Genomic DNA, 21,656 nt, shown 5'->3' on the forward strand with positions numbered 1-21,656 from the left:
ATCACACGCTCTAGAATTGACGCATGTCCGAGCCCGCCAACGTCGCCGTCCGCCCTTCCCTGCGCAACCCCAAGCACTGGCCGATGTATCTGGGCCTGGCGGTGATGGTGGTGGCAGGGCGCCTGCCCTGGACGCTGCAACGTGCCGTGGGCCGCGGCGTGGGCTGGATTGCCATGCGCCTGGCGGGCACGCGTCGGCGCGCGGCCGAGGTCAACCTGAAACTGTGTTTCCCCGAGCAGGACGATGCCTGGCGGGCGCGGCTGTTGCGCGACAGTTTCGACGCGCTCGGCGTGGGCCTGTTCGAGTTCGCGCGCGCCTGGTGGGGCAGCATCGATGTCATTCGACCAGGCGTGAAGATCGAGGGCCTGGAGCATCTGCAGCAACTGCAACAGCAAAAACGTGGCGTGTTGCTGGTGTCCGGCCACTTCATGACGCTGGAAATGTGCGGGCGCCTGCTATGCGACCACGTGCCGCTGGCCGGCATGTACCGCAGGCATCGCAACCCGGTGTTCGAGTGGGCGGTCAAGCGTGGGCGCTTGCGCTATGCCACGCACATGTTCGCCAACGAGGACCTGCGCGCCACCATCAAGCATCTCAAGCGCGGTGGTTTTCTGTGGTATGCGCCGGATCAGGACATGCGCGGCAAGGACACCGTGTTCGTGCCGTTCTTCGGACATCCGGCCTCCACCATTACCGCCACGCATCAGCTGGCACGGTTGACCGGCTGCGCGGTCGTGCCGTACTTCCATCGTCGCGAAGGTGGCCGTTACATCCTCAAGATCGCACCGCCATTGGCCGACATTCCGTCCGATGACGTCATCGCCGATACCACGCAGGTCAATGCCGCCATCGAAGACATGGTGCGCGAAGCGCCGGACCAATACCTGTGGATCCATCGGCGCTTCAAGCGCCAACCGGGTGGACGTAGCGATTTCTATCGCTGACGCCTGCTCGGCGAACGCCTGCAACGCATGTGTGGGCGTTGCCGCCGCAGCTCGTAAAAGGGAGGAAGTGCCGATCAACCGCGTGCACCGCGCTACTGCGGCGCGCGGTCCGCATCGTCGTTGAGCAAGGCGCCGGCATACAGCCCGGCCAGCATCAGGCTCAGCCCGCCCCAGAAGCTGGAATAGAACGCCAGATGGGTGTTGAACGGAAATACCGTGGCCACCAACGCAATCATCGCCGGCCGCGCCTGCTCGCGTGCCACCACGCTTGAGTAGCGCCACGCACGCCATGCCTGCGCCGCGCCAGCCAGCCACAGAAGCAAGCCGATCACGCCGGTTTCGGCCAGGATCTCGAGCACGATCTGATGCGCATGAAAGGCCGGCCCGCCGCCCCAGGCCGGCGCTTGGCCAGGTGCCGGATTGCAGGCCGGATAGGCCTGCCGGAACCCGCGCACGCCTACGCCGTTGAGCGGATGCGCGCGGATCATGCACAGCGACGCCCCCCAGATCTGGGCACGCCCGGACAAGGCCTGGTCCACGCCCTGTTCGCCATTGCCGAACGCCAGCGTAGTGCGCTGGATGCGCTCGCGCGCCTGTGGCGCCACCGCCACCACCGCCACGGCCAACAGTGCGCCGACCACCGCCGCGGCCAGCAAACGACGTCCGCCCAGCAGCTGCCAACCGGACAGCAGCATGATCACGCCATAGGTGATCCACGACGCGCGCGAGCCGGCCAAGACCAACACAATGCCGACCGCCGCCGCGCCGACAAGCCAGGCCAAGACATGACGCCGCCCCAACGCCAGCAACAGGAACGGCGACAGGCTGGCCAGGGTCTGCCCGAATTTCAGATTGCAGGGGCCCAGCACGCCGCTCAACCGGTCCACCAGCGCCAGTTCCTGGGCCGTGCACAGGCCATGGCCGCTGATCAACTGCTTGATCTGATCGATGCCAAAAAACAACGGGCTGGTGCCGAAGGCGGCCTGCAGCAACGCGTCCAGCGTCCACACCCCACCGATGACCGCCAGCCCGGTAAAGGTGCGACCCCGACGCTGTGCATTGGCCACGGCGATGGCGCATAACCACATGAACGGCAGGTAGCGCAGATCGGTGGCCGACTTGCGTAGTGCGCGGCCGGCATCCATCGCGTCGAACGCCGACAGCATCTGCGGCAACCAGTACGCCAGGAACAACACGCTGGTCAGTGCCCAGGCTGCGCCGCTGAGCAGGCGCGTGCCGCCGCGAAAGCGCGCATGCAACAGGCGGTACGCCGCGAACAACGCGCCCAACGACAACACCGTTTCGGCCAGGCCGGGCGTAGGCCATAGCGCCACGAACACGATCACCCACAGCGGCGCCCAGCGGCCGGCATCGGGCGTCAACACGGGCGCCCGCGGGAGGGCCTCAGCGGCGGAGTTCGTCATAGACCTTCAGGGTGGCCGTTTGCATGGCCTGCAACGTGTAGGGGATCACGGCCGGCGCTGCCGGGGCGTGCTGCAGCAACTGCAGCGCCTGCGTGCATAAGGCCCGGGCATCGAAAGCGGCGACCGCACCACCGGGCTGTAACTCGGCCAGCAATTCGCCAACGCCGCCGTGTGCCCAGCCCAGCACCGGACGGCCGACCGACAGCGCCTCCACCACGGTGCGGCCGAAGGCTTCCGGCTTGCGCGAAAGCTGCAGCACCAGATCGCTGGCCGCATAGGCCTCGGCGATGCGGGCAGTGGGCTCGGTCAAGGCGATTGCCTCGGCAACGCCCAGCCTCGACGCTTCTGTCTCCAGCTCCCGCACGTACGCCTCGCGCCCGGGCTCGCGTGCGCCGGGCAACCACAAAAAGGCCGGCATGCCGGCTGCACGGATGTCGGCGAGCAGCTGCAGGCCATCGGCATGCCCCTTCAGGCGCGTGCCGCGGCCCGGCAGCAATAGCAGCGGTGCATCGGCCGGCAGAGCGGGCAGCAGCGTCTGCGCCCATGCACGGGCACTGCGGTCCGGCTGCAGCCGGCGCGGGAACTGCGCGATATCCACCCCACGCGGAATGGTGCGCAGCCGCGCCGGATCGGTCTGCGGGTAATGCGTGCACACGTATTCGCGCACCGTCTTGGACACGCAGATCACGCGCTCGCCGTAGGTCATCACTGCGCTGTAGCGGCTGGGCGAATTGAGTCCGTGCACGGTGGTCACCAGGCGCGGCCGCGTCGCCTCGGGCATGCCGCGCAGCGCGTACCAACCCAGCCAGGCCGGCAGCCGCGAACGTGCATGCACGATGTCGGCCCCGAGTTCGGCGAACAAGCGACGCAAGCCGATCACATGCCGCAGCGTCAGCAACGATTTGCGGCCGATCTCCAGGGTGAGATGCTCGCCGCCCACATCCAACAGCGGCTGCACCAGGCGTCCGCCGGCCGACACGACGACGGCGCGATGACCGGCGCGCACCAGCGCGGCAGCGATTTCCAGGGTGGAGCGCTCGACGCCGCCGGACTGCAATGCCGGCAGCAGTTGCACCACGGTCAGGCGGTGCATCCGGCCAGTATCAGTCGGCGAGCACGAACAGCGCGCCGCAATACGGGCACTTGGCTTCGCCGTTGGGCTCGTCTTCGATCGGCAGGTACACGCGCGGATGCGAGTTCCACAGCGCCATCTGCGGCGTCGGGCAGCTCAGCGGCAGGTCGCCGCGGTGCACGGTGTAACGCTTTTCGGCATTGGCGGGCGCGGTGGCGGTCTGGCTCATGGCGGTGCGATCGGAAGGCAAAGGCAGAGCGCGGATTCTAGCAGCCCGCGTGGTGATCGGCCCATCGACCGGGCGGTACAGGCCCGCGCGGGGGTGAGTTGCAAGAGTTGCCAATCCAATCGCCGAGGCCGCTATGGAATCGGCGATTCTGCAGCAGCCCCCCAATCGGCGGCGCGACAGCGCAACGACACCGCACCGCGCATGCCGCCTATCATCGGGAGCCGGCGTCTATCCAACCGGCGACGTGAACCATACCGGGCGCAACATCGGCCCAGCGCACGTGCCGTTACGTGCCCCAAGGAGACACTGCCCCGTGACCTTGCCTGTTGTCCTGCTGCATAAGCGTGGTCTGCCGCGCACCATCGCCATTGCCCTGTTCTGTCTCGCTGCGCTGCCGGCGATGGCCGCCACGCACTTCGCAAGCGCGTTCGAGGACGGTGACCCCTCACCGATGCCGGTGACCGACACTGCCGTGCAGGTTGCCGTCGGCGCCGGCCCGGCAGCGCCGTACGCCGCCAAGCCAAATGCCGGCTACAGCGCAGCGCATGCGCTGCGTTACGCGAGCAACGGCGCAGGTGGGCGACGCGCGTTGTTCACCACCGATCTGCTGATCCAGACGCAGACCACGCTGTCGTGGATGGTCTTGCCGGAAAGTGTCGGCAACGACCATGTGGCATCCACGTATGTCTCGCTGGACCTGCTGCTGGACGACGGCACACATGTCTCTGCCAGCGCAGCGCGCGATCAACATGGCGTGGCATTGGGTGCGCAGGCGCAGGGCGATTCGAAGACGCTGTACCCGCAACAGTGGGCGCGCAAGCAGGTGCGGTTGGGAGATGTGCCCGGGCTGCGTGGGCGGCGTGTGCGTGCGATCGAACTGGACGTGGCGCCGCCTGCGGGCGCGCGCGCTGCCGGGTGGATCGACGATATCGCCATTGCCGAGGTGCCGCTGGCAACGCCGGCGCGGCCCTCGGATCGGGTGCTGACCACGCGCGGCACGCAATCCAATGGCACGTTTTCGCGCGGCAATAATTTTCCTGCGACGGCCGTGCCGCACGGTTTCAACTTCTGGACGCCGGTCACCGATGCGGGAACGCTAACCTGGCTATACCGCTGGAACGAGCACAACGGTGCAGACAATCGCCCGCGTCTGCAGGCGCTGTCGCTGAGCCATCAACCGAGCCCGTGGATGGGCGACCGGCAGACGTTTCAGGTGATGCCCTCGCTCACTGCCGGCGTGCCGGATGCCGATCGCAGCAGGCGTGCACTGGGGTTTTCGCATGACGACGAACAGGCCCGCCCCTATCGCTACGCCGTGCAACTGGACAACGGCATCCATGCCGAGATCGCACCCACCGATCACGCTGCACTGTTTCGTTTTCGCTTCCCGGCGCGGGGCGATGCCAATCTGCTGTTCGACAACGTGGACGCGCGCGGCGGGCTAAAGCTGGATGCGGCGACCCAGACACTGTCCGGTTACACCGATGTGCGCAGCGGTTTGTCGACGGGCGCAACGCGCATGTACGTCTATGCCAGCTTCGACAGGCCCTGGCACAGCAGCGGCCTGCTTGACACCGGCCGCCCGACCGGATGGATCAAGTTCGATGCCGGCAGCGCGCGACAGGTACAGATGCGCATTGCCACTTCGCTGATGTCGGTGGATCAGGCAAAGCACAATGCAGAACTGGAAATTGCCGCAGACGCGAGCTTCGAGCAGGTCGCCGCGCGCGCGCAGGAGGCCTGGGATGCATTGCTGGGGCGCTTCGAAGTGCCCGATGCCACTGCCGACCAGACAACCACGCTGTATTCCAACCTGTACCGGTTGTACCTGTATCCGAACTCGGCGCATGAAAACGTGGGCACTGCGACTGCCCCGGATTGGCGCTACGCCAGCCAGAACAGCTGGTCGGACGACACTATCGACGGCAGCGCGGTGCGCAGCTTCGCACCGATCCGCGATGGCCGGGTGTACGTCAACAACGGGCTGTGGGATACGTTTCGCACGGCCTGGCCTGCGTATGCGCTATTTGCGCCCGATGATGCCGGCGCCCTGGTGCAGGGGTTTGTCGAACAATCCCGGGCGGGCGGCTGGATTGCGCGCTGGTCGTCGCCCGGTTATGCAGACCTGATGGTGGGTACCAGCTCGGATGTGGCGTTTGCTGATGCCTGGCGAAAAGGCGTGCAAGGCTTCGACCCGGCCGAGGCCTACGCCGCTGCACTGAAGAACGCCACGGTCGTTGCGCCGGACCGGCATGTCGGGCGCAAGGGCATGGCGCGCTCGACCTTCCGCGGCTATACCGATACCGACACGCATGAAGGCATGTCGTGGTCGATGGAGGGCGCCCTCAACGACTTCGGCATTGCCAACATGGCCGAGGCGTTGTCCATCCAGGCCAACACTGCCGCAGCGCGCGAGCGCTATGCGACCGAAGCGCTGTATTTTCGCTACCGCGCAGCCGGGTATGCGGCGCTGTTCGACCCGGCGGTCGGCTTCTTCCAGGGGCGCAAACCCGACGGCACGTGGCGCGTGGACGCGGCGCAGTACGATCCACGCGTGTGGGGCAACGATTACACCGAATCCAGCGGGTGGACGTTTGCATTCACCGCGCCACACGATGGCGAAGGCCTGGCTACGCTCTACGGTGGCCGCGCGGCACTGGCCGCCAAGCTGGACATGTTTTTCGCCACGCCCGAGACTGCCCAAGCGCAGTTTGCAGGCTCGTATGGCAACACCATTCACGAGATGACCGAAGCACGCGATGTGCGCATGGGCATGTACGCGCACAGCAACCAGACTGCGCACCACATTCCATGGATGTATTTGTATGCAGGGCAACCGTGGAAGACACAGCGCATTACGCGCGAAGTTCTGGCGCGCCTGTACTTGGGTAGCGAGATCGGCCAGGGTTACCCTGGCGACGAAGACAATGGCGAGATGTCGGCGTGGTATCTGTTCGCTGCGCTGGGGTTGTATCCGTTGCGGATGGGAGCGCCGGAGTATGTGATCGGCTCGCCGCTGTTCAAGCAGGCGCGCGTGCGCTTGCCGGGCGGCGGTACGCTGACGATCAATGCGCCGCAGAATTCGCCGGAAAATGTGTATGTGCAATCGCTCAGGCTCAACGGCAAGCCATGGCGCAAGACCTGGTTGCCGCATGCGGCGATCGCCAAGGGTGCGACGCTGGACTTCGAGATGGGGCCCACGCCCTCGCGCTGGGGCAGCGCACCAGAGGATGTGCCGCCGTCGTTGACCGCGCCAGGCAAGCGCCCTGCCCCGTTGCGTGACCTGCTGGGTGCCAGCGCACGCGTGACGCAGGCCGATGGTCGCGCGCTGACGGCTTTGCATGACGACGATGCGGGCAGCGCGAGCGCGGTGTCGCCCGCCACGGTGCTGACGTTGAGCGGTCTTGATCGCGGTGAGGCCATGCTTTACACCGTGACCAGCGGCGACGCTGCGATTGCGTCGGCCGCGTGGACGCTGGAAGCACGCACTGCAGGAGGCACGTGGCGCGTCGTCGATACGCGCCGCGAGGAGCGTTTTCAATGGCCGCTTCAAACGCGCCCGTTCCGGATCGCGACGCCCGGTTCGTATGCGGAGTATCGGCTGCATTGGACCGCGCCCGCGCGTGCACAGGTGGCGGAGATAGAGTTACTGGGTGCGGTGCCGGATGGGCGCTGAGGACTGAGGTTTTGGGCGTGATCGCTGGGATGATGACGACCCGCGACGCCTGCTGTTTGCGTCGCTCGTCAACGTTTTGGATGGTCGACGCTGAGTCGCTGCCAAGGGTAGGCCGTACCCTCACCGCAACCCCTCTCCCGCGGGGAGAGGGGCTTGTGGGTTATTGCTGCAGACTGGGGACTAAGAGCAGCTAACAAAACTACTGCGCTACGTTTTGTTAGCCGCTCTAAGTGCCTGGGCGCCTTGCACCCTATCGAGGAAGACACTTATCGGCCGTTGTCTTGCCGGCCGAGCGCTTGCTGCTTCAAATCAAGCAGCACTCGGCCAAGTCTTGGACCTGGCAAGTCTGAACATCTCGAGTCAGTCGCTGCCCTTGTCGGCTGCCGCCTTTTCCGCATCGCGCTGCCTGCGGATCTGCGCATCCACCGCTGCGATGGCGGTCATGTTCATCACCCGGCGCGAGGTGGCGCTGGTGGTGAGGATATGCACCGGCTTGGAGATGCCCATCAGGATCGGGCCGATCGCCACGCCATCGGTGAACACGCGCACCAGGTTGTAGGCGATGTTGGCCGCTTCCAGGTTCGGCAACACGAACAGGTTGGCGCGGCCCTTCAAGGTGCTGTTGGGCATGATCTGCTTGCGTAGCGCCTCGTCCCAGGCGGTGTCGCCCTGCATTTCGCCGTCGATGTTGAGCTCGGGCTTGCGCTTGAGCAGCGCTTCGCGCACCTGGCGCATCTTCAGCGCATCGCGCGAGTCGTGGCTGCCGAAGTTGGAGTGCGACAGCAGCGCGATATTCGGCTCGATGCCGAACAGCTTGAGGCGGTACGCGGCCTGCAATGTGGCTTCCACCACCTGCTCCACCGTCGGGTCTTCCTGCACGTGCGTATCCAGGAAGAAGAACACGCCCAGCTGGTTGATGACACCAGTCATCGCCGAGGTGGAGCTCACCCGCGGTTCCAGCGGAATCACGCTGCGCGCGTAGCCCAGCTTCTTGTGGAAGCGGCCGACCACGCCGGACAGCATCGCGTCGGCTTCGCCGCGCGCCACCATCACTGCCGCGATCAGGGTCGGGCGCGAGCGCATCAGCTCCTTGGCCGCGGTGACGGTCACGCCACGACGCTCGGTCAGCGCGTGGTAGTACTGCCAGTAATCGTTGAAGCGGGGGTCGTCGAGGATGTTGGTGATCTCGAAATCCACGCCGGCGGTCAGGCGCAGGCCCATGCGTTCGATGCGTGCTTCGATCACGTCCGGGCGGCCGATCAGGATCGGGAAGGCCAGGCCTTCGTCGACCACGTTCTGCACCGCACGCAGCACCACTTCTTCTTCGCCCTCGGCATACACCACGCGCTGCTTGTCGGCGCGCGCGCGGTCGTAGACCGGCTTCATCATCAGGCTGGTGCGGTAGACGAACTGGCCGAGCTTGTCGCGGTAGGCCTCCATGTCGGTGATCGGGCGCGTGGCCACGCCCGAATCCATGGCCGCCTGCGCAACCGCAGACGACAGTTCCACCAGCAGGCGCGGGTCCAGTGGACGCGGAATCAGGTAGTCGGGACCGAAGCTCGGGGTCTCGCCGCCATAGGCCGCACCCAGGTCGGAGGCCTCGCGCCGCGCCATCGCCGCGATCGCCTTGACGCAGGCGATCTTCATCTCTTCGTTGATGCCGGTGGCGCCCACGTCCAGCGCGCCGCGGAACAGGTACGGGAAGCACAGCACGTTGTTGATCTGGTTCGGATAGTCCGACCGACCGGTGCCGATGATGCAATCCGGGCGCACCGCCTTGGCCACTTCCGGGGTGATTTCCGGATTGGGGTTGGCCAGCGCGAAGATCACCGGCTGGCGCGCCATGCTGGCGACCATCTCCGGCTTGAGGATGCCGGCGGCCGACAGGCCCAGGAAGATGTCCGCGCCTTCGACGATTTCGGCCAGGGTGCGCTTGTCGGTATCGCGGGCGTAGCGCTGCTTGTCCGGGTCCAGATCGGTGCGGCCGGTGTGGATCACGCCATCGCGGTCCAGCGCCAGGATGTTCTCCGGCTTCAGGCCCAGCGATACCAGCATGTTGACGCAGGAAATGCCGGCCGCGCCCATGCCGGTGGTGGCCAGCTTGACCTCTTCGATCTTCTTGCCAGTGACCACCAGCGCATTGAGCACGGCGGCGCCAACGATGATCGCGGTGCCGTGCTGGTCGTCGTGGAACACCGGGATGTTCATGCGCTCGCGCAGCTTGCGCTCGACGATGAAGCATTCCGGCGCCTTGATGTCTTCCAGGTTGATGCCGCCGAAGGTCGGCTCCAGGCTGGCGATGATGTCCACCAGCTTGTCCGGGTCGTTCTCGTTGATTTCGATATCGAACACGTCGATGCCGGCGAACTTCTGAAACAGCACGCCCTTGCCTTCCATCACCGGCTTGGAGGCCAGCGGGCCGATGTTGCCCAGGCCCAGCACCGCCGTGCCGTTGGTGATGACCGCCACCAGATTGCCGCGCGCGGTGAGCTCGCTGGCCTGGGTGGCATCTTCGACGATGGCCTCGCAGGCGAACGCCACGCCCGGCGAATACGCCAGCGACAGATCGCGCTGGGTCAGCATCGGCTTGGTCGCGGTGACCTTGATCTTGCCGGCCGGCTGCTGGCGGTGGTAGTCGAGGGCGGCCTGTTTGAAGTCGTCGGTGGACATCGGTGGTGTGGTTCTCGAAGGCGCAGGAGGCTGAATTCTACCCTCCTGCCTGAACAAGGGCCTGTCGCGCAGCTGTCAGCGCGGCAGGGAAATCACGGGTGCGGCGTGACGCGCAGCGCAGCCGGCGTGGAGGCCAAACAAGAACGGCCCTGCATCCCGTCGCTAACACCGACGGAAGACAGGGCCGTAGGAAGCATCAACGCAGGCTGGCAGGTGCCACGCCGGGTTGGCCGACCGGGGCCAGCAGCGGCGGTTCGCCGCCGTCCAGCACCAGCTTGAGCCGGTCGCGGTCCAGGGCGTTTTCCCAGCGCGAGACCACCACGGTGGCGACCGCGTTGCCGATGAAGTTGGTCAGCGAGCGGCATTCGCTCATGAAACGGTCCACGCCCAGGATCAGCGCCATGCCGGCCACCGGCACTTCAGGCACCACGGCCAGCGTGGCGGCCAGGGTGATGAAGCCGGCACCGGTGACGCCGGCCGCTCCCTTGGAGCTGAGCATCGCCACGGCCAGCAATGCGATCTGGTGGCCCAGGGTCAGTTCGGTATTGGTGGCCTGGGCGATGAACAGCGCCGCCAGCGTCATGTAGATGTTGGTGCCGTCCAGATTGAACGAGTACCCGGTTGGCACCACCAGGCCCACCACCGACTTCTCGCAACCGGCCTTTTCCATCTTCTCCATCAGCGACGGCAACGCCGACTCCGACGAGGACGTGCCCAGCACCAGCAGCAGCTCGGCCTTCAGGTAGCGGATCAGCTTGAGGACCGAAAACCCGCACAGCCGGCTCACCAGCCCCAGGATCACCAGCACGAACAGCAGGGATGTCAGATAAAACGAACCCACCAGCCAGGCCAGGTTGACCAGCGACTCCACGCCGTACTTGCCGATGGTGAAGGCGATGGCGCCAAAGGCACCGATGGGGGCGGCACGCATCAGGATGTGCACCAGCTTGAACACCGGGGCGATCAGCGCTTCCAGCAGGTTCAGCACCGGCTTGCCGCGCTCGCCCACCAGCGCCAGCGACACGCCGAACAGCACCGCCACGAACAGCACCTGCAGGATGTTCGGCCCGGTCAGCTTGCCGTTGACGACCTGATCGCCGGTGAACGCGCCGATCAGCGAGTTGGGGATGATGTCCATCAGGAAGCCGACCAGGGTCAGGTCATGCGACTTCTCGACGTAGCTCTTGACCGCACTCTGGTCCAGATCGGCCGGATTGATGTTCATGCCGGCGCCGGGCTGCACCACATGGGCGACCACCAGACCGACCACCAGGGCCAAGGTGGAAAAGAACAGGAAGTAGGCCATCGCCTTGCCGAACACCCGGCCCACCGTCTTGAGATGGGTCATGCCGGCGATGCCGGTGACGATGGTCAGGAAGATCACCGGGGCGATGATCATCTTCACCAGCTTGATGAACGCGTCGCCCAGCGGCTTGAGGCTTTCGGCGAAGGCGGGCTCGAAATGGCCCAGCAGGGCACCGAGAACGATCGCCACCACCACCTGAAAATACAGTTGGCGATAGAAGGGGACGGATGCCGGCAGGGGGCCGGCAGGCTTGCTGATGTGCATGACACCACTCCGAGAGACGAGAGAGGGTGCCGAGCAGGCACCCGTTGCACGCATTCTGGCCGCACGTCACAGCCCCGGCCGATAGCCCATTGGTACTACCCCATGTCCAGCGGCTGAACGTGGGCTTACACTTCAGCCGCGCCGCCGCCGGCCGTTAATTCCGTTTAACGCAGACACCGTTTCTGTGCTGCCGTCGTCCGGACCCTGCGCGCTTGCTGAAGACATTCATTGCGATCGCCATGGCAGGACGCCCGGCCCCTTTTCATTGCCGAAGACCATACCTATGCGCCTCAATCTGCTTGTCCTGGCGTTGGCTGCTGCCATCGTCCCCGCCGCTGCCAATGCAGCCACCTCGATCGAAAACTGGCCGACCAAGTACACCTTCGGTGACGGCACCGAGCTTGGCCTGACCGGCAACTACGCCTACGACGACAACAACTTCTCCGGCGACGACCGCCTGGAAGACCGCAACGACTTCCGCCGCAAGGAATTCGGCGCCACCATCAAGAAGAAGGGCGTCTACGACGCCATGGTGTACTACGACTTCGAGTCCAAGCTGTGGCTGGACGTGTTCTACCGGTTCGAGACCAAGGCCCTGTTCGGCCAGGATTACGGCCGCGTGCGCCTGGGCTACATGAAGGTGCCGGTGGGCCTGGAAGCGGTGCAGAGCTCGCGTGCGGGCAGCTTCATGGAACTGGGCCTGCCGATCCAGGCGGTGTTCCAGGGGCGCCGTACCGGCGCGGAATGGACGCTGGAACGTCAGCAGTACCTGCTGCAGGCCGGCGCGTACGGCGGCAAGGATCTGCAGGGCGACAACCCGGGCACCACCCAGGCCGTGCACGCGGCATGGACCCCGATGAAGGCCGAAGGCGACGTGCTGCACCTGGGCATCGCCGGCTCGATCGAAAACCCGCGCGGTTACAGCGACGGCCGCGGCGTGTCGTTCAGCCCGCGTGTGCGCCTGCGTGCGCGCCCGGAAGCCGGCCTGACCGATGTGCGCCTGATCGATACCGGCACCATCCTCGATGTGGACCATGTGATCCGCACCGGCCTGGAAGCGGTCTGGATCCATGGCCCGTTCTCGCTGCAGAGCGAAGCCCTGCGTGCCGAAGTGGCGCGCAACGCGAACCAGCCGCACTTCATCGCCCAGGGCCAGTACGTCTACGGCACCTGGACGCTGACCGGCGAATCGCGCAGCTATGCCGGCGGCGTGCCGGGCAACATCAAGCCGTCGCACGACTACGGCGCGGTCGAGCTGACCGCCCGCTACAGCCGCCTGAACCTGGAAGACAACAATGTGCATGGCGGCCGTCAGCACGACACCACCATCGGCGCCAACTGGTACCTCACCAGCCACTTCAAGTTCCAGGCCAACTACAGCTGGGTGGATTCCTCGCGCAATGGCGTGCATGAAACCCCGCACGTGATGGAACTGCGTGCGCAGGTGCAGTTCTAAGCTGCACTGAGCAAAAGCAGCGCGCCGGCGATTCGCGCCGACGCACTGCCGCGTCATGGCCGCGCGCCGGTTCGCTGACGCGCCGCCGGCATCGCACCGCCACAGGCATTCGACACGGCCGCATCCATCCCGGGTGCGGCCGTTGTCGTATTCGGCGCTTGCTCAGCGTGCGATGAGCGGCTGACACAGATCGCGAGCAGCGGCCAGGCAACTGCGGGCCGAGCGCCCGGAACCGTCGTCGACGCGTGGCACATGCGGCACCGAGCGCCGGCTGCGTCTGTCTGGAGTTGAGCGCAACCGTTTCTTGTTGGCCGTTACGCGCTGATGGCTACGCGATCCGGCAGCAGACCGCATACTTGCGCCCATGTACGCATCGCAACGCCGTCGCCTGCTGCTCACCTTGTCCATCGTGCTGGGCGGGATGGTGGTGGCCATGGTGGCGGCCGGGCACTTCGTCGAACAGAGCGCGCTGCACGATGAAAGCGCCACCGTGCGCCGCCAGCTGCGGCTCTACGCGCAGGCGCTGCAGCAGCGCGTGGACCGCTATCGCACGTTGCCGCAGATTCTGGCGCTGGACCCGGAGTTGCGCGCGGCCGTGTCCGGCCCGCTGTCGCCGGCACAGGTGGATGCGCTCAACCGCAAGCTCGAACGCGCCAACAATGTCACGCAGTCGTCCACGCTGACCTTGATCAACCATGACGGCGTGGCACTGGCCGCCAGCAACTGGCGGGCGCCACGGAGCAACGTGGGCGTGGATTACGCCTTCCGTCCGTATTACCAGCAGGCGCTGGCCACCGGCAGCGGCAGCTTCTACGGCATCGGCATGACCACCAGCGAGCCAGGCTACTTCCTGTCGCAGGCCATTGTCGATGGCGCCGGCCGGGCGCAGGGCGTGGTGGTGATCAAGATCGCGCTGGCTGCGCTGGAGCGCGAGTGGCTGCAGACCCCGGATATCGTGCTGGCGTCGGACGCGCACGATGTGGTGTTTCTGGCCAGCCAGCCGGAGTGGCGCTACCGCGTGCTGGCCCCGCTCAGCGACCGCGATCGCCGCGAACTGCAGAGCACCCGCCAGTACGCCGACCAGGAATTGCTGCCGCTGCGGCGCCGGCTGATCGAGCAGACCGGGTACGGCGGCGTGCTGGCCGACGTGCGCGACCCGCCGCTCGGTGCGCAGGTGCTGTGGCAGACCCTGGAAGTGCCCGAAAGCGGCTGGCGCCTGCATCTGCTGCACGACACCCGCGCCAGCGCCGCTGCCGGCCGCGCCGCGGCGATTGCCGCCGCCGGCGCGTGGCTGGCCTTGGCACTGCTGTGGTTGTTCGTGCAGCAACGGCGGCGGCTGTCGGCGCTACGCCAGCGCAGCCGGCACGAACTGGAAACCTTGCTGCAGCAACACGCCGAAGAACTGCGCACGGCCCAGGACGGCGTGGTGACCGCCGCGCAGCAGGCCAATGCCGGCCTGAGCCGCAGCCTGGAACATCTGCCGCAAGGCGTGGTGGTGATCGACGAGGCGCTCAACCTGGTGGCGTGGAATTCGCGCTATGTGGAGCTATTCCGGTTCCCGCCGGAACTGCTCAAGATCGGCCGACCGATCGAAGACCTGTTCCGCTTCAATGCACGCCGCGGCCTGCTGGGGCCGGGGCCGATCGAGGCGGCGATCGAGCGGCGCCTGAATCATTTACGCAGCGGCAAGCCGCATATGCGCGAGAGCGAAAAAGAAGACGGCACCGTGCTGGAAATCCGCGGCAATCCGCTGCCCGATGGCGGCTTTGTCACCAGTTACGCCGACATCACCAGCTACAAGAACGCCGCACGCGAACTGCGTTCGCTGGCCGACGCGCTGGAACACCGCGTGGCCGAGCGCACCCGCGACCTGGCGGCGGCCAAGCGCGAAGCCGAAAGCGCCAACCGCTACAAGACCCGCTTCGTCGCCTCGGCGGTGCACGACCTGCTGCAGCCCCTCAACGCCGCGCGCATGTTCGTCTCGGTGCTGCGCGGGCAAGTGCGCGAGGCTGGCAGCGCACGCGTGGTCGACAACATCGACGGTGCACTGGCTGCGCAGGACGCCATCCTCAACAGCCTGCTCGACATCTCGCGCCTGGAAGCGGGCAGCCTGAAGACCCAGGTGCGCGACTTTGCGCTTGCGCCCTTGCTGGACACCCTGGCGCGCGACTTCGGCATCCTGGCCGAAGACCGCGGGTTGGTGCTGGAATCGGTGCCGACCTCGGCGGTGGTATTGAGCGATGAAAACCTGCTGCGCCGCATCCTGCAGAACTTTCTGTCCAACGCCATCCGCTACACGCCGCGCGGGCGCGTGCTGATCGGCTGCCGTCGCCGTGGCGGCTGGCTGCGTATCGAAGTGCACGACCAGGGCCCCGGCATCCCCGACGCCTTGCAACACGAAATCTTCGAAGAATTCCGCCGCCTGGACGACGGCGTGGCCAACGATCGCGGCGCAGGCCTGGGCCTGGCCATCGTCGAGCGCATCGGCCGTCTGCTCGGACATCGCATCGGGCTGCGTTCCACCCTGGGCGCCGGCAGCGTGTTTTCGGTGACTGCCCCGCTGGGCGATCGCACCGCCATCGCTCGGCAACTGCCAGCGGCGGCCAGCACTGCCGAACACGGCAACGACCCCATCCTGCACGGCTGCCGGGTATGGTGCGTGGACGATGAGCCATTGGTGTGCGAAGCCACCCGCACGCTGCTGGAACGCTGGGAATGCCGCGTGGATTTCGCCGGCGGCCCGGATGAGGCATTGAGCGCTGCCAATGCCGAGGAGGTGCCGGAACTGCTGCTGCTGGATGTGCGCATGGGCGCACACCACGGCCCCATGCTGCTGTCGCAGTTGGTGGAACGCTGGCAACGCGAGCCACGGGTGATCCTGGTCACCGCAGAACCCGACCCTGTCCTGCGCGAGCATGCGCTGGATCTGGGTTGGGGATTTTTGTCCAAACCGGTCCGCCCGCCTGCCTTGCGTGCGCTGGTGACGCAGATGTTGATGCGGCGCGGGTAGCGCGCTGCCAGCGCTGCCTGCTTGCTCTCACGCGCCCAAGACCGGCAGCGCACGCACCAATCTAATCGGCACATCGGCAGGCCGCCAGCGCACCTGCGGCGACGGCATGGACGGATCGACCTTCAGGTCAGGCGGCAACGCCAGCGGCCGCTGGCGAATGCGGCATGCGCATCGTGGCGAGGGTACTGCGCGTCGCGCACTGCAGCCGCGCGGGCCGATGTTCAACGCGCATCAATCGATGAGAAAGCAGCAATTATCAACATCGACCATCTGGACCAGAATCGAGTGCCTCAGGTGTCAGACGTCCATGCATACCTATCGTGGAGGGCGATTTATGCACAGTTCCAGCGGTGAGGCAACGCAACAGTCCAAACTCGGGATGGTGCTGAGGGTGACCTCGGGCAACTTCCTCGAGCAGTTCGACTTCTTCCTGTTCGGTTTTTACGCAACGCAGATCGCCGCGGCCTTCTTCCCGGCGAGCAACGAATTCGCGTCCCTGATGATGACCTTCGCCGTGTTTGGCGCGGGCTTTCTGATGCGGCCGCTGGGTGCGGTGATCCTGGGTGCCTACATCGACGATGTCGGGCGCCGCAAAGGCCTGATCGTCACCTTGGCGATCATGGCCAGCGGTACCGTGCTGATCGTGCTGGTGCCAGGCTACGCCAGCATCGGCTTGTGGGCCCCGGCCCTGGTGCTGCTCGGGCGCTTGCTGCAGGGCTTTTCGGCCGGCGCGGAAATGGGCGGCGTGTCGGTGTATCTGGCCGAGATGGCGACACCGGGCCGGCGCGGCTTCTATGCCAGTTGGCAATCGGCCAGCCAGCAGCTTGCCATCGTCGCGGCGGCCGCGATCGGGTTTGCGCTCAACCAGCTGATGGCGCCGCAGGATCTGGCGCAATGGGGCTGGCGGATTCCGTTCGGCATCGGTTGCGTCATCATCCCTTTCATCTTCTTGCTGCGGCGAAGCCTGGAAGAGACTGCCGAATTTGCGCAGCGCCGGCAGCCGGTCACGATGAAGCAAGTGATGCGCGGGCTGGCGAACAATGCCGGCATCGTGATTGCCGGCGGCTTGATGGTCGCGCTGACGACGACCGCGTTCTATCTGATCACCGTGTACGCACCGACGTTCGGCAAGACCGTGCTCAAACTCAGCACCGGCGATGCATTGATCGTGACGCTGCTGGTGGGCGTGTCCAATTTCATTTGGCTCCCCATCGGCGGCGCACTCAGCGACCGCTTCGGCCGCAAGCCGCTGCTGGTGACCATGGCGGTGGTGTGCATCGCGACGGCCTATCCGGTGCTCGCGTTGCTTGCGGCCGCACCGAGCTTTACGCATATGTTGCAGGCGCTGCTGTGGCTGTCCTTCATCTATGGCCTCTACAACGGCGCCATGATCCCGGCGCTCACCGAACGGATGCCGGCGCATGTGCGGGTTGCGGGATTCTCGCTCGCCTACAGCCTGGCAACCGCGGTGTTTGGCGGTTTTACGCCGGTGATCTCCACCTGGCTGATCCATGTCACCGGCGACAAGGCGGCGCCCGGCTATTGGCTGGTCTTCGCGTCGGCGTGCGCGCTGGGGGCCACGCTGTTTCTGTATCGCCGCCAAGGCAATCCAGCGACGGCGACCGGCCTGGATGCTGCGGCAGGAGCGACGAAATGATGCGGAGCAGGTGGAAAAAATGGTTGGCTGCGATCGTTGCAACGGTTCTGCTGTCCACAGCGGCGGGCGCACAGGAGTTGACCGTGATGACCTCCGGCGGTTTCACGGCCGCCTTCGATCGCCTGGCGCCGCAATACACCAAGCAGACCGGGGTGAAGGTCACCACCCTTCTCGGTCCTTCGATGGGCGAAACGCCACAAGCCATTCCCAACCGGCTTGCACGCGGTGAGCATGCCGATGTGGTGATCATGGTCGGCAGCGCGCTGCAGACGCTGATCGACACAGGCTTGGTCGACCCGGCATCGCGGGTGGAACTGGCCGATTCCAGGATCGGCATGGTGGTGCGCAGCGGTGCACCCAAACCCAAGATCGACAGCGTCGAGCACTTCAAACAGACGCTGCTGCACGCCGATTCGGTGGCCTATTCCGACAGCGCCAGCGGCGTCCACATCGAAACCACGTTATTCAAAAAGTTGCAGATCCAGGGCCCGATGATGGCCAAGAGCAAGAAGATTCCGCGCATCCCGGTGGGCACGGTGGTGGCCGATGGCAGCTATCAGCTCGGCTTTCAGCAGGTGGCCGAGCTGCTTCCGGTGGCAGGCGTGGAGTTTGTCGGCAAGATCCCCGAACCGCTGCAGTCGATCACGCGCTATGCGGCGGGCGTTCCGGTCAACGCGGAGCATCCCGAGGCGGCCAAGCGCCTGCTTGCGTACCTGCAGTCGGGTAATGCGCAGGCGGTGGCGCGCGCGACCGGCCTGGACCCGGTGTCACCCTGAACGTGCGGGCATCCGTCGCACCAGTTCCGCCAGTTCCAGCGCGGTCGGTGTCAGCGTGCGTCCGCGACGTTTCAGCAGCCCCACGTTGCGCGACACCTCCGGTTCGACCAGCGGCACCGCCGCCAGCACCGGATGCGGGCCGGACGGCATGGCAATCGACGGCACGGCGGCAATACCGACGCCGGCCTCCACCAACCCCAGCAACGTGGTGACATGCCGGGTCTCGCAGATGCTCGGCTTGTCCGGCGTGAATGCAGCCAGCGCCCGATCCAGCACCAGCCGGTTGCCCGATGTCTTGTCCAGCGTGATGTAGTCGTAACCGTAGGCCTCCTGCCAGCTGACCTGTGCGCGCCCGGACAGCGGATGGTCCTGGCGGCAGGCAATCACATAGCGCTCCTGCAACAACGGTTCGAACTCCACCTCCGGCGCCAGGTTGCCGCTGAAGCTGACCCCGAAATCCGCTTCGCCGGAGGCCACTGCCGCACTGACATGACTGGCGCTGCCGTCGAACAGCCGGATGCGGATCTTGGGAAACAACTGATGCAGCCCGTGGATCGCCTGCGGCATGAAGTAGTACGCCGCAGACGGCACGCAGGCCACGGTCACCGTGCCCATCCTGCTGGACCCTGCATCGCCGATGCTCATCAGCGCCATGTCCAGATCGTCGAGCATGCGCTCGACCTGCGGCATGAACGCCTGGCCGACGGTGGTGAGCGTGACCTTGCGCGTGGTGCGCTCGAACAGTTTGACGTTCAACGCCGACTCGAGCTTGTCGATCCTGCGGCTGAGTGCCGGTTGCGTGATGCGGATGCGTTCGGCAGCGCGGCGAAAGCTGCCGTTTTCGGCAACCGCACGGAATGCCTGCAGATCGTTGAGGTCGAATTTGATGGTCACGGTGCCACGGCTTCAGTGTTCGATGGCGGTCGCCATAGCATAGACGCTTGCCTGCGGTGCTGCGTCTGACGCCAAGAGAGCCACTGCATTCGGGCGCAGTGCATGCATCGGCATGGGAACAGCCATGACTGGCCGCGGCCATTCGGACGATCAGGCAAGGATGCCGGATAACCAGGCTCACGCTCGCCCCCCGCGCCGCGGCACAGTGGCTGGCAACACGCACCACGTCGCTACCGGGAGACATCACGCATGCATCAGCCACGCTCACTGGACCACTACCGCCTGCTCGGCCGCTCCGGCCTGCGCGTCTCGCCCCTGTCGCTGGGCACCATGACCTTCGGCGAAGCCTGGGGCTGGGGCGCAGATGCAGGCGAAGCCAAACGCATCTTCGACGCCTATGCCGACCGCGGCGGCAACTTCATCGACACCGCAGTGAACTACACCAACGGCGGCTCCGAACGCATCCTCGGCGAGTTGATCAAGGACCGACGCGAACGCTTCGTGCTGGCCACCAAATTCACCATGGCGCGCGATGCGGACAACATCAATTCCGGCGGCAATCATCGCCTGAACCTGATTCGCTCGGTTGAAACCAGCCTGCGCCAACTTGCCACCGACCGGATCGACCTGCTGTACCTGCACGCCTGGGACTTCACCACCGCACCGGACGAGGTGATGCGCGGGCTGGAGCATCTGGTGCAATCGGGCAAGGTGCTTTATCTGGGCATCTGCAATACGCCGGCCTGGCGCGTGGCGCAATTGCAGACCCTGGCCGACCTGCGCGGCTGGTCGCCGTTGGTGGCGCTGCAGATCGAGTACAGCCTGGTCGAACGCAGCGTCGAACACGAGCTGCTGCCGATGGCGCGCGAACTCGGCCTGGGCGTGTTGCCGTGGTCGCCGCTGGGCGGTGGCATCCTCACCGGCAAATACAGCCGCGCCGATCTGACCGACGACAATGCGGCAGAGGTGTCGAGCAGCCGCAAGGGCGTGATCGCCTCGACCGGGCATCTCAATGCACGCGCGCTGGAGATCGCCGATGTGGTCGGTGCGGTCGCCGATGAACTGGGCGCATCGCGCTCGCAGGTGGCGCTGGCCTGGACCTTGCGCAACCCGGCCGTCGTGTCGCCGGTGATGGGCGCACGCACCTTGCAGCAGGCCGAAGACAACTTCGGCGCGCTGGAGATCGTGCTCAGCGACGCGCATGTCGCGCGCCTGGACGCGGTCAGCGCAGTGCCGCCGATCTTCCCCGAACGCTTCATCGGCAGGCCGATGGCGCAGCAGTTGATCTACGGCACCCATCACGTGCAGCTGCGCACCTAACCACCACGGAGCAGCCATGACCAGACTTTCAACCCTCGCTGCGGCAGCGCTGCTTGTCGCCGCAGCGTTCGCAGGCAATGCCGGCGCCACATCCAAGGATGCTGCATCCACAGACACCTGCGCAGAGCAACTCGTGCCCATCTGCAACAAGCGCATCGTCGAAGCGGCCTTTGCGCAGTGGCGAAACGGGGGCAGCGGTATCTTCGAGACGCTGCTGTCGCCCGAGGTGGTGTGGACCATCGAAGGCTCCGGTCCGAGCGCCGGCACCTTGCGTGGTCGCGAGGTGTTGGTCGACGCCGCGGTGCGTCCGCTGAGCGAGCGCCTGGCCTCGCCACTGCGGCCCGTGCAGCAACGCATCTGGGCCGATGGCGAGCACGTCATCGTGCAGTGGGAAGGCGTGGCCACGCTGCGCGATGGCGGCAGCTATCGCAATCGCTACGCATGGATCATGCGGATGGCCGGTGGCAAGGCGGTCGAGGTCAACGCGTTCCTGGACCTGCCCGCCTACGACGCCGTGCTGCAGCGCGGTCGCAGCCAAATGCAACGCAGGGCCAGCCCATGAGCGACAGGCCGATGAAAGCCGCCATCGCGGTGGCGCTGGGCGCCGGCTCGGCGCTCGCCTGCCCGTTCGCGGCAGCTGCGCAACCGCCTAAGGCGCCGACCACTATCGCGACCCAGCAACCAGGACATCCGATGCAAGCACACCCCTATCTCGGCATGTGGGTCACCGGCGACGGACGGATCCGGCAGGAACTCCTGCCGAACGGCCGCTACGACGAGGCCCGCGGCACGCGCCAAAGCGCCTACCAGGGCCGTTACGAAATCACCGGCACTCACATCGAATACTGGGACGACACCGGCTTCACCGCCGATGGCCGCTTCGTCACCGACGACGAGCTGCATCATGGCGGCATGGTGTTCTATCGGCAGCCGCCGGCCTAGAGCCAATAGACACTGC

General features: G+C 66.0%; 15 protein-coding genes. 9 read left to right on the top strand and 6 right to left on the bottom strand.

Annotated elements, in window-relative coordinates:
• Nucleotides 1–23: 23 nt before the first annotated feature.
• A complete protein-coding gene (locus LN450_RS02255) occupies nt 24–944 on the top strand; it encodes an LpxL/LpxP family Kdo(2)-lipid IV(A) lauroyl/palmitoleoyl acyltransferase (protein ID WP_011348529.1) in 921 nt (306 codons plus the stop codon).
• Between the two features lie 92 nt (nt 945–1,036).
• Here LN450_RS02255 and LN450_RS02260 read toward each other — a convergent pair whose 3' ends face one another.
• From LN450_RS02260 to LN450_RS02270, 3 genes are read right to left on the bottom strand one after another with little or no spacing between them, the layout of a single operon-like run.
• Nucleotides 1,037–2,368 carry an O-antigen ligase family protein gene (locus tag LN450_RS02260; RefSeq protein ID WP_011348530.1) on the bottom strand — a complete coding sequence of 444 codons (1,332 nt, stop codon included), beginning with the start codon at nt 2,366–2,368 and terminating at the stop codon, nt 1,037–1,039.
• On the bottom strand, nt 2,349–3,461 hold the full coding sequence (locus tag LN450_RS02265; RefSeq protein ID WP_011348531.1) for a glycosyltransferase: 1,113 nt from the start codon (nt 3,459–3,461) through the stop codon (nt 2,349–2,351). Before LN450_RS02265 ends, LN450_RS02260 begins: the two co-directional genes overlap by 20 nt.
• 10 nt (nt 3,462–3,471) lie before the next feature.
• Complete coding sequence (locus LN450_RS02270; protein ID WP_008573675.1) at nt 3,472–3,669, bottom strand: zinc-finger domain-containing protein; 198 nt, start codon at nt 3,667–3,669, stop codon at nt 3,472–3,474.
• Nucleotides 3,670–3,982: 313 nt separating this feature from the next.
• On the opposite strand from LN450_RS02270, the gene LN450_RS02275 reads away from it, so the two are divergent.
• Nucleotides 3,983–7,345, top strand: a complete 3,363-nt coding sequence (locus LN450_RS02275; protein WP_042840835.1) for a GH92 family glycosyl hydrolase — start codon at nt 3,983–3,985, stop codon at nt 7,343–7,345.
• A 360-nt stretch (nt 7,346–7,705) separates the two neighbouring features.
• Here LN450_RS02275 and LN450_RS02280 read toward each other — a convergent pair whose 3' ends face one another.
• On the bottom strand, nt 7,706–10,015 hold the full coding sequence (locus LN450_RS02280) for an NADP-dependent malic enzyme (RefSeq protein WP_011348533.1): 2,310 nt from the start codon (nt 10,013–10,015) through the stop codon (nt 7,706–7,708).
• Between the two features lie 196 nt (nt 10,016–10,211).
• Nucleotides 10,212–11,585, bottom strand: a complete 1,374-nt coding sequence (locus LN450_RS02285) for a dicarboxylate/amino acid:cation symporter (RefSeq protein ID WP_003483384.1) — start codon at nt 11,583–11,585, stop codon at nt 10,212–10,214.
• A 283-nt stretch (nt 11,586–11,868) separates the two neighbouring features.
• Between LN450_RS02285 and LN450_RS02290 the strand changes: the two genes are divergently transcribed.
• The 4 genes from LN450_RS02290 (at nt 11,869) to LN450_RS02305 (ending at nt 18,484) form a co-directional block, all read left to right on the top strand.
• Nucleotides 11,869–13,041, top strand: a complete 1,173-nt coding sequence (locus LN450_RS02290; protein WP_008573669.1) for an OprO/OprP family phosphate-selective porin — start codon at nt 11,869–11,871, stop codon at nt 13,039–13,041.
• A 364-nt stretch (nt 13,042–13,405) separates the two neighbouring features.
• Complete coding sequence (locus tag LN450_RS02295; protein WP_039418606.1) at nt 13,406–16,051, top strand: hybrid sensor histidine kinase/response regulator; 2,646 nt, start codon at nt 13,406–13,408, stop codon at nt 16,049–16,051.
• Between the two features lie 307 nt (nt 16,052–16,358).
• Nucleotides 16,359–17,708 carry an MFS transporter gene (gene tcuC / locus LN450_RS02300; RefSeq protein WP_014091012.1) on the top strand — a complete coding sequence of 450 codons (1,350 nt, stop codon included), beginning with the start codon at nt 16,359–16,361 and terminating at the stop codon, nt 17,706–17,708.
• Nucleotides 17,705–18,484, top strand: coding sequence for a substrate-binding domain-containing protein (locus LN450_RS02305; protein ID WP_011348536.1), 780 nt, complete (start codon nt 17,705–17,707; stop codon nt 18,482–18,484). The genes tcuC and LN450_RS02305 overlap by 4 nt, the downstream gene beginning before the upstream one ends.
• Here the strand turns inward: LN450_RS02305 and LN450_RS02310 are convergent.
• On the bottom strand, nt 18,476–19,378 hold the full coding sequence (locus tag LN450_RS02310; RefSeq protein WP_005912048.1) for a LysR family transcriptional regulator: 903 nt from the start codon (nt 19,376–19,378) through the stop codon (nt 18,476–18,478). The two genes, LN450_RS02305 and LN450_RS02310, sit on opposite strands and share 9 nt — an antisense overlap.
• Before the next feature lie 249 nt (nt 19,379–19,627).
• Here LN450_RS02310 and LN450_RS02315 point away from each other — a divergent pair, with 249 nt between their 5' ends.
• From LN450_RS02315 to LN450_RS02325, 3 genes are read left to right on the top strand one after another with little or no spacing between them, the layout of a single operon-like run.
• The gene (locus LN450_RS02315; RefSeq protein WP_011348537.1) at nt 19,628–20,698 is read left to right on the top strand and encodes an aldo/keto reductase; all 1,071 of its coding nucleotides are present in this window, start codon (nt 19,628–19,630) and stop codon (nt 20,696–20,698) included.
• Nucleotides 20,699–20,714: 16 nt separating this feature from the next.
• Nucleotides 20,715–21,260, top strand: coding sequence for a nuclear transport factor 2 family protein (locus LN450_RS02320; protein WP_011348538.1), 546 nt, complete (start codon nt 20,715–20,717; stop codon nt 21,258–21,260).
• Between the two features lie 11 nt (nt 21,261–21,271).
• Nucleotides 21,272–21,640 (top strand): Atu4866 domain-containing protein, encoded by a 369-nt coding sequence (locus LN450_RS02325; RefSeq protein ID WP_039419067.1) that lies wholly within the window; start codon nt 21,272–21,274, stop codon nt 21,638–21,640.
• Nucleotides 21,641–21,656: the final 16 nt, after the last annotated feature.

This window comes from Xanthomonas euvesicatoria pv. euvesicatoria (assembly GCF_020880415.1).
Classification (GTDB): Bacteria; Pseudomonadota; Gammaproteobacteria; order Xanthomonadales; family Xanthomonadaceae; genus Xanthomonas; species Xanthomonas euvesicatoria.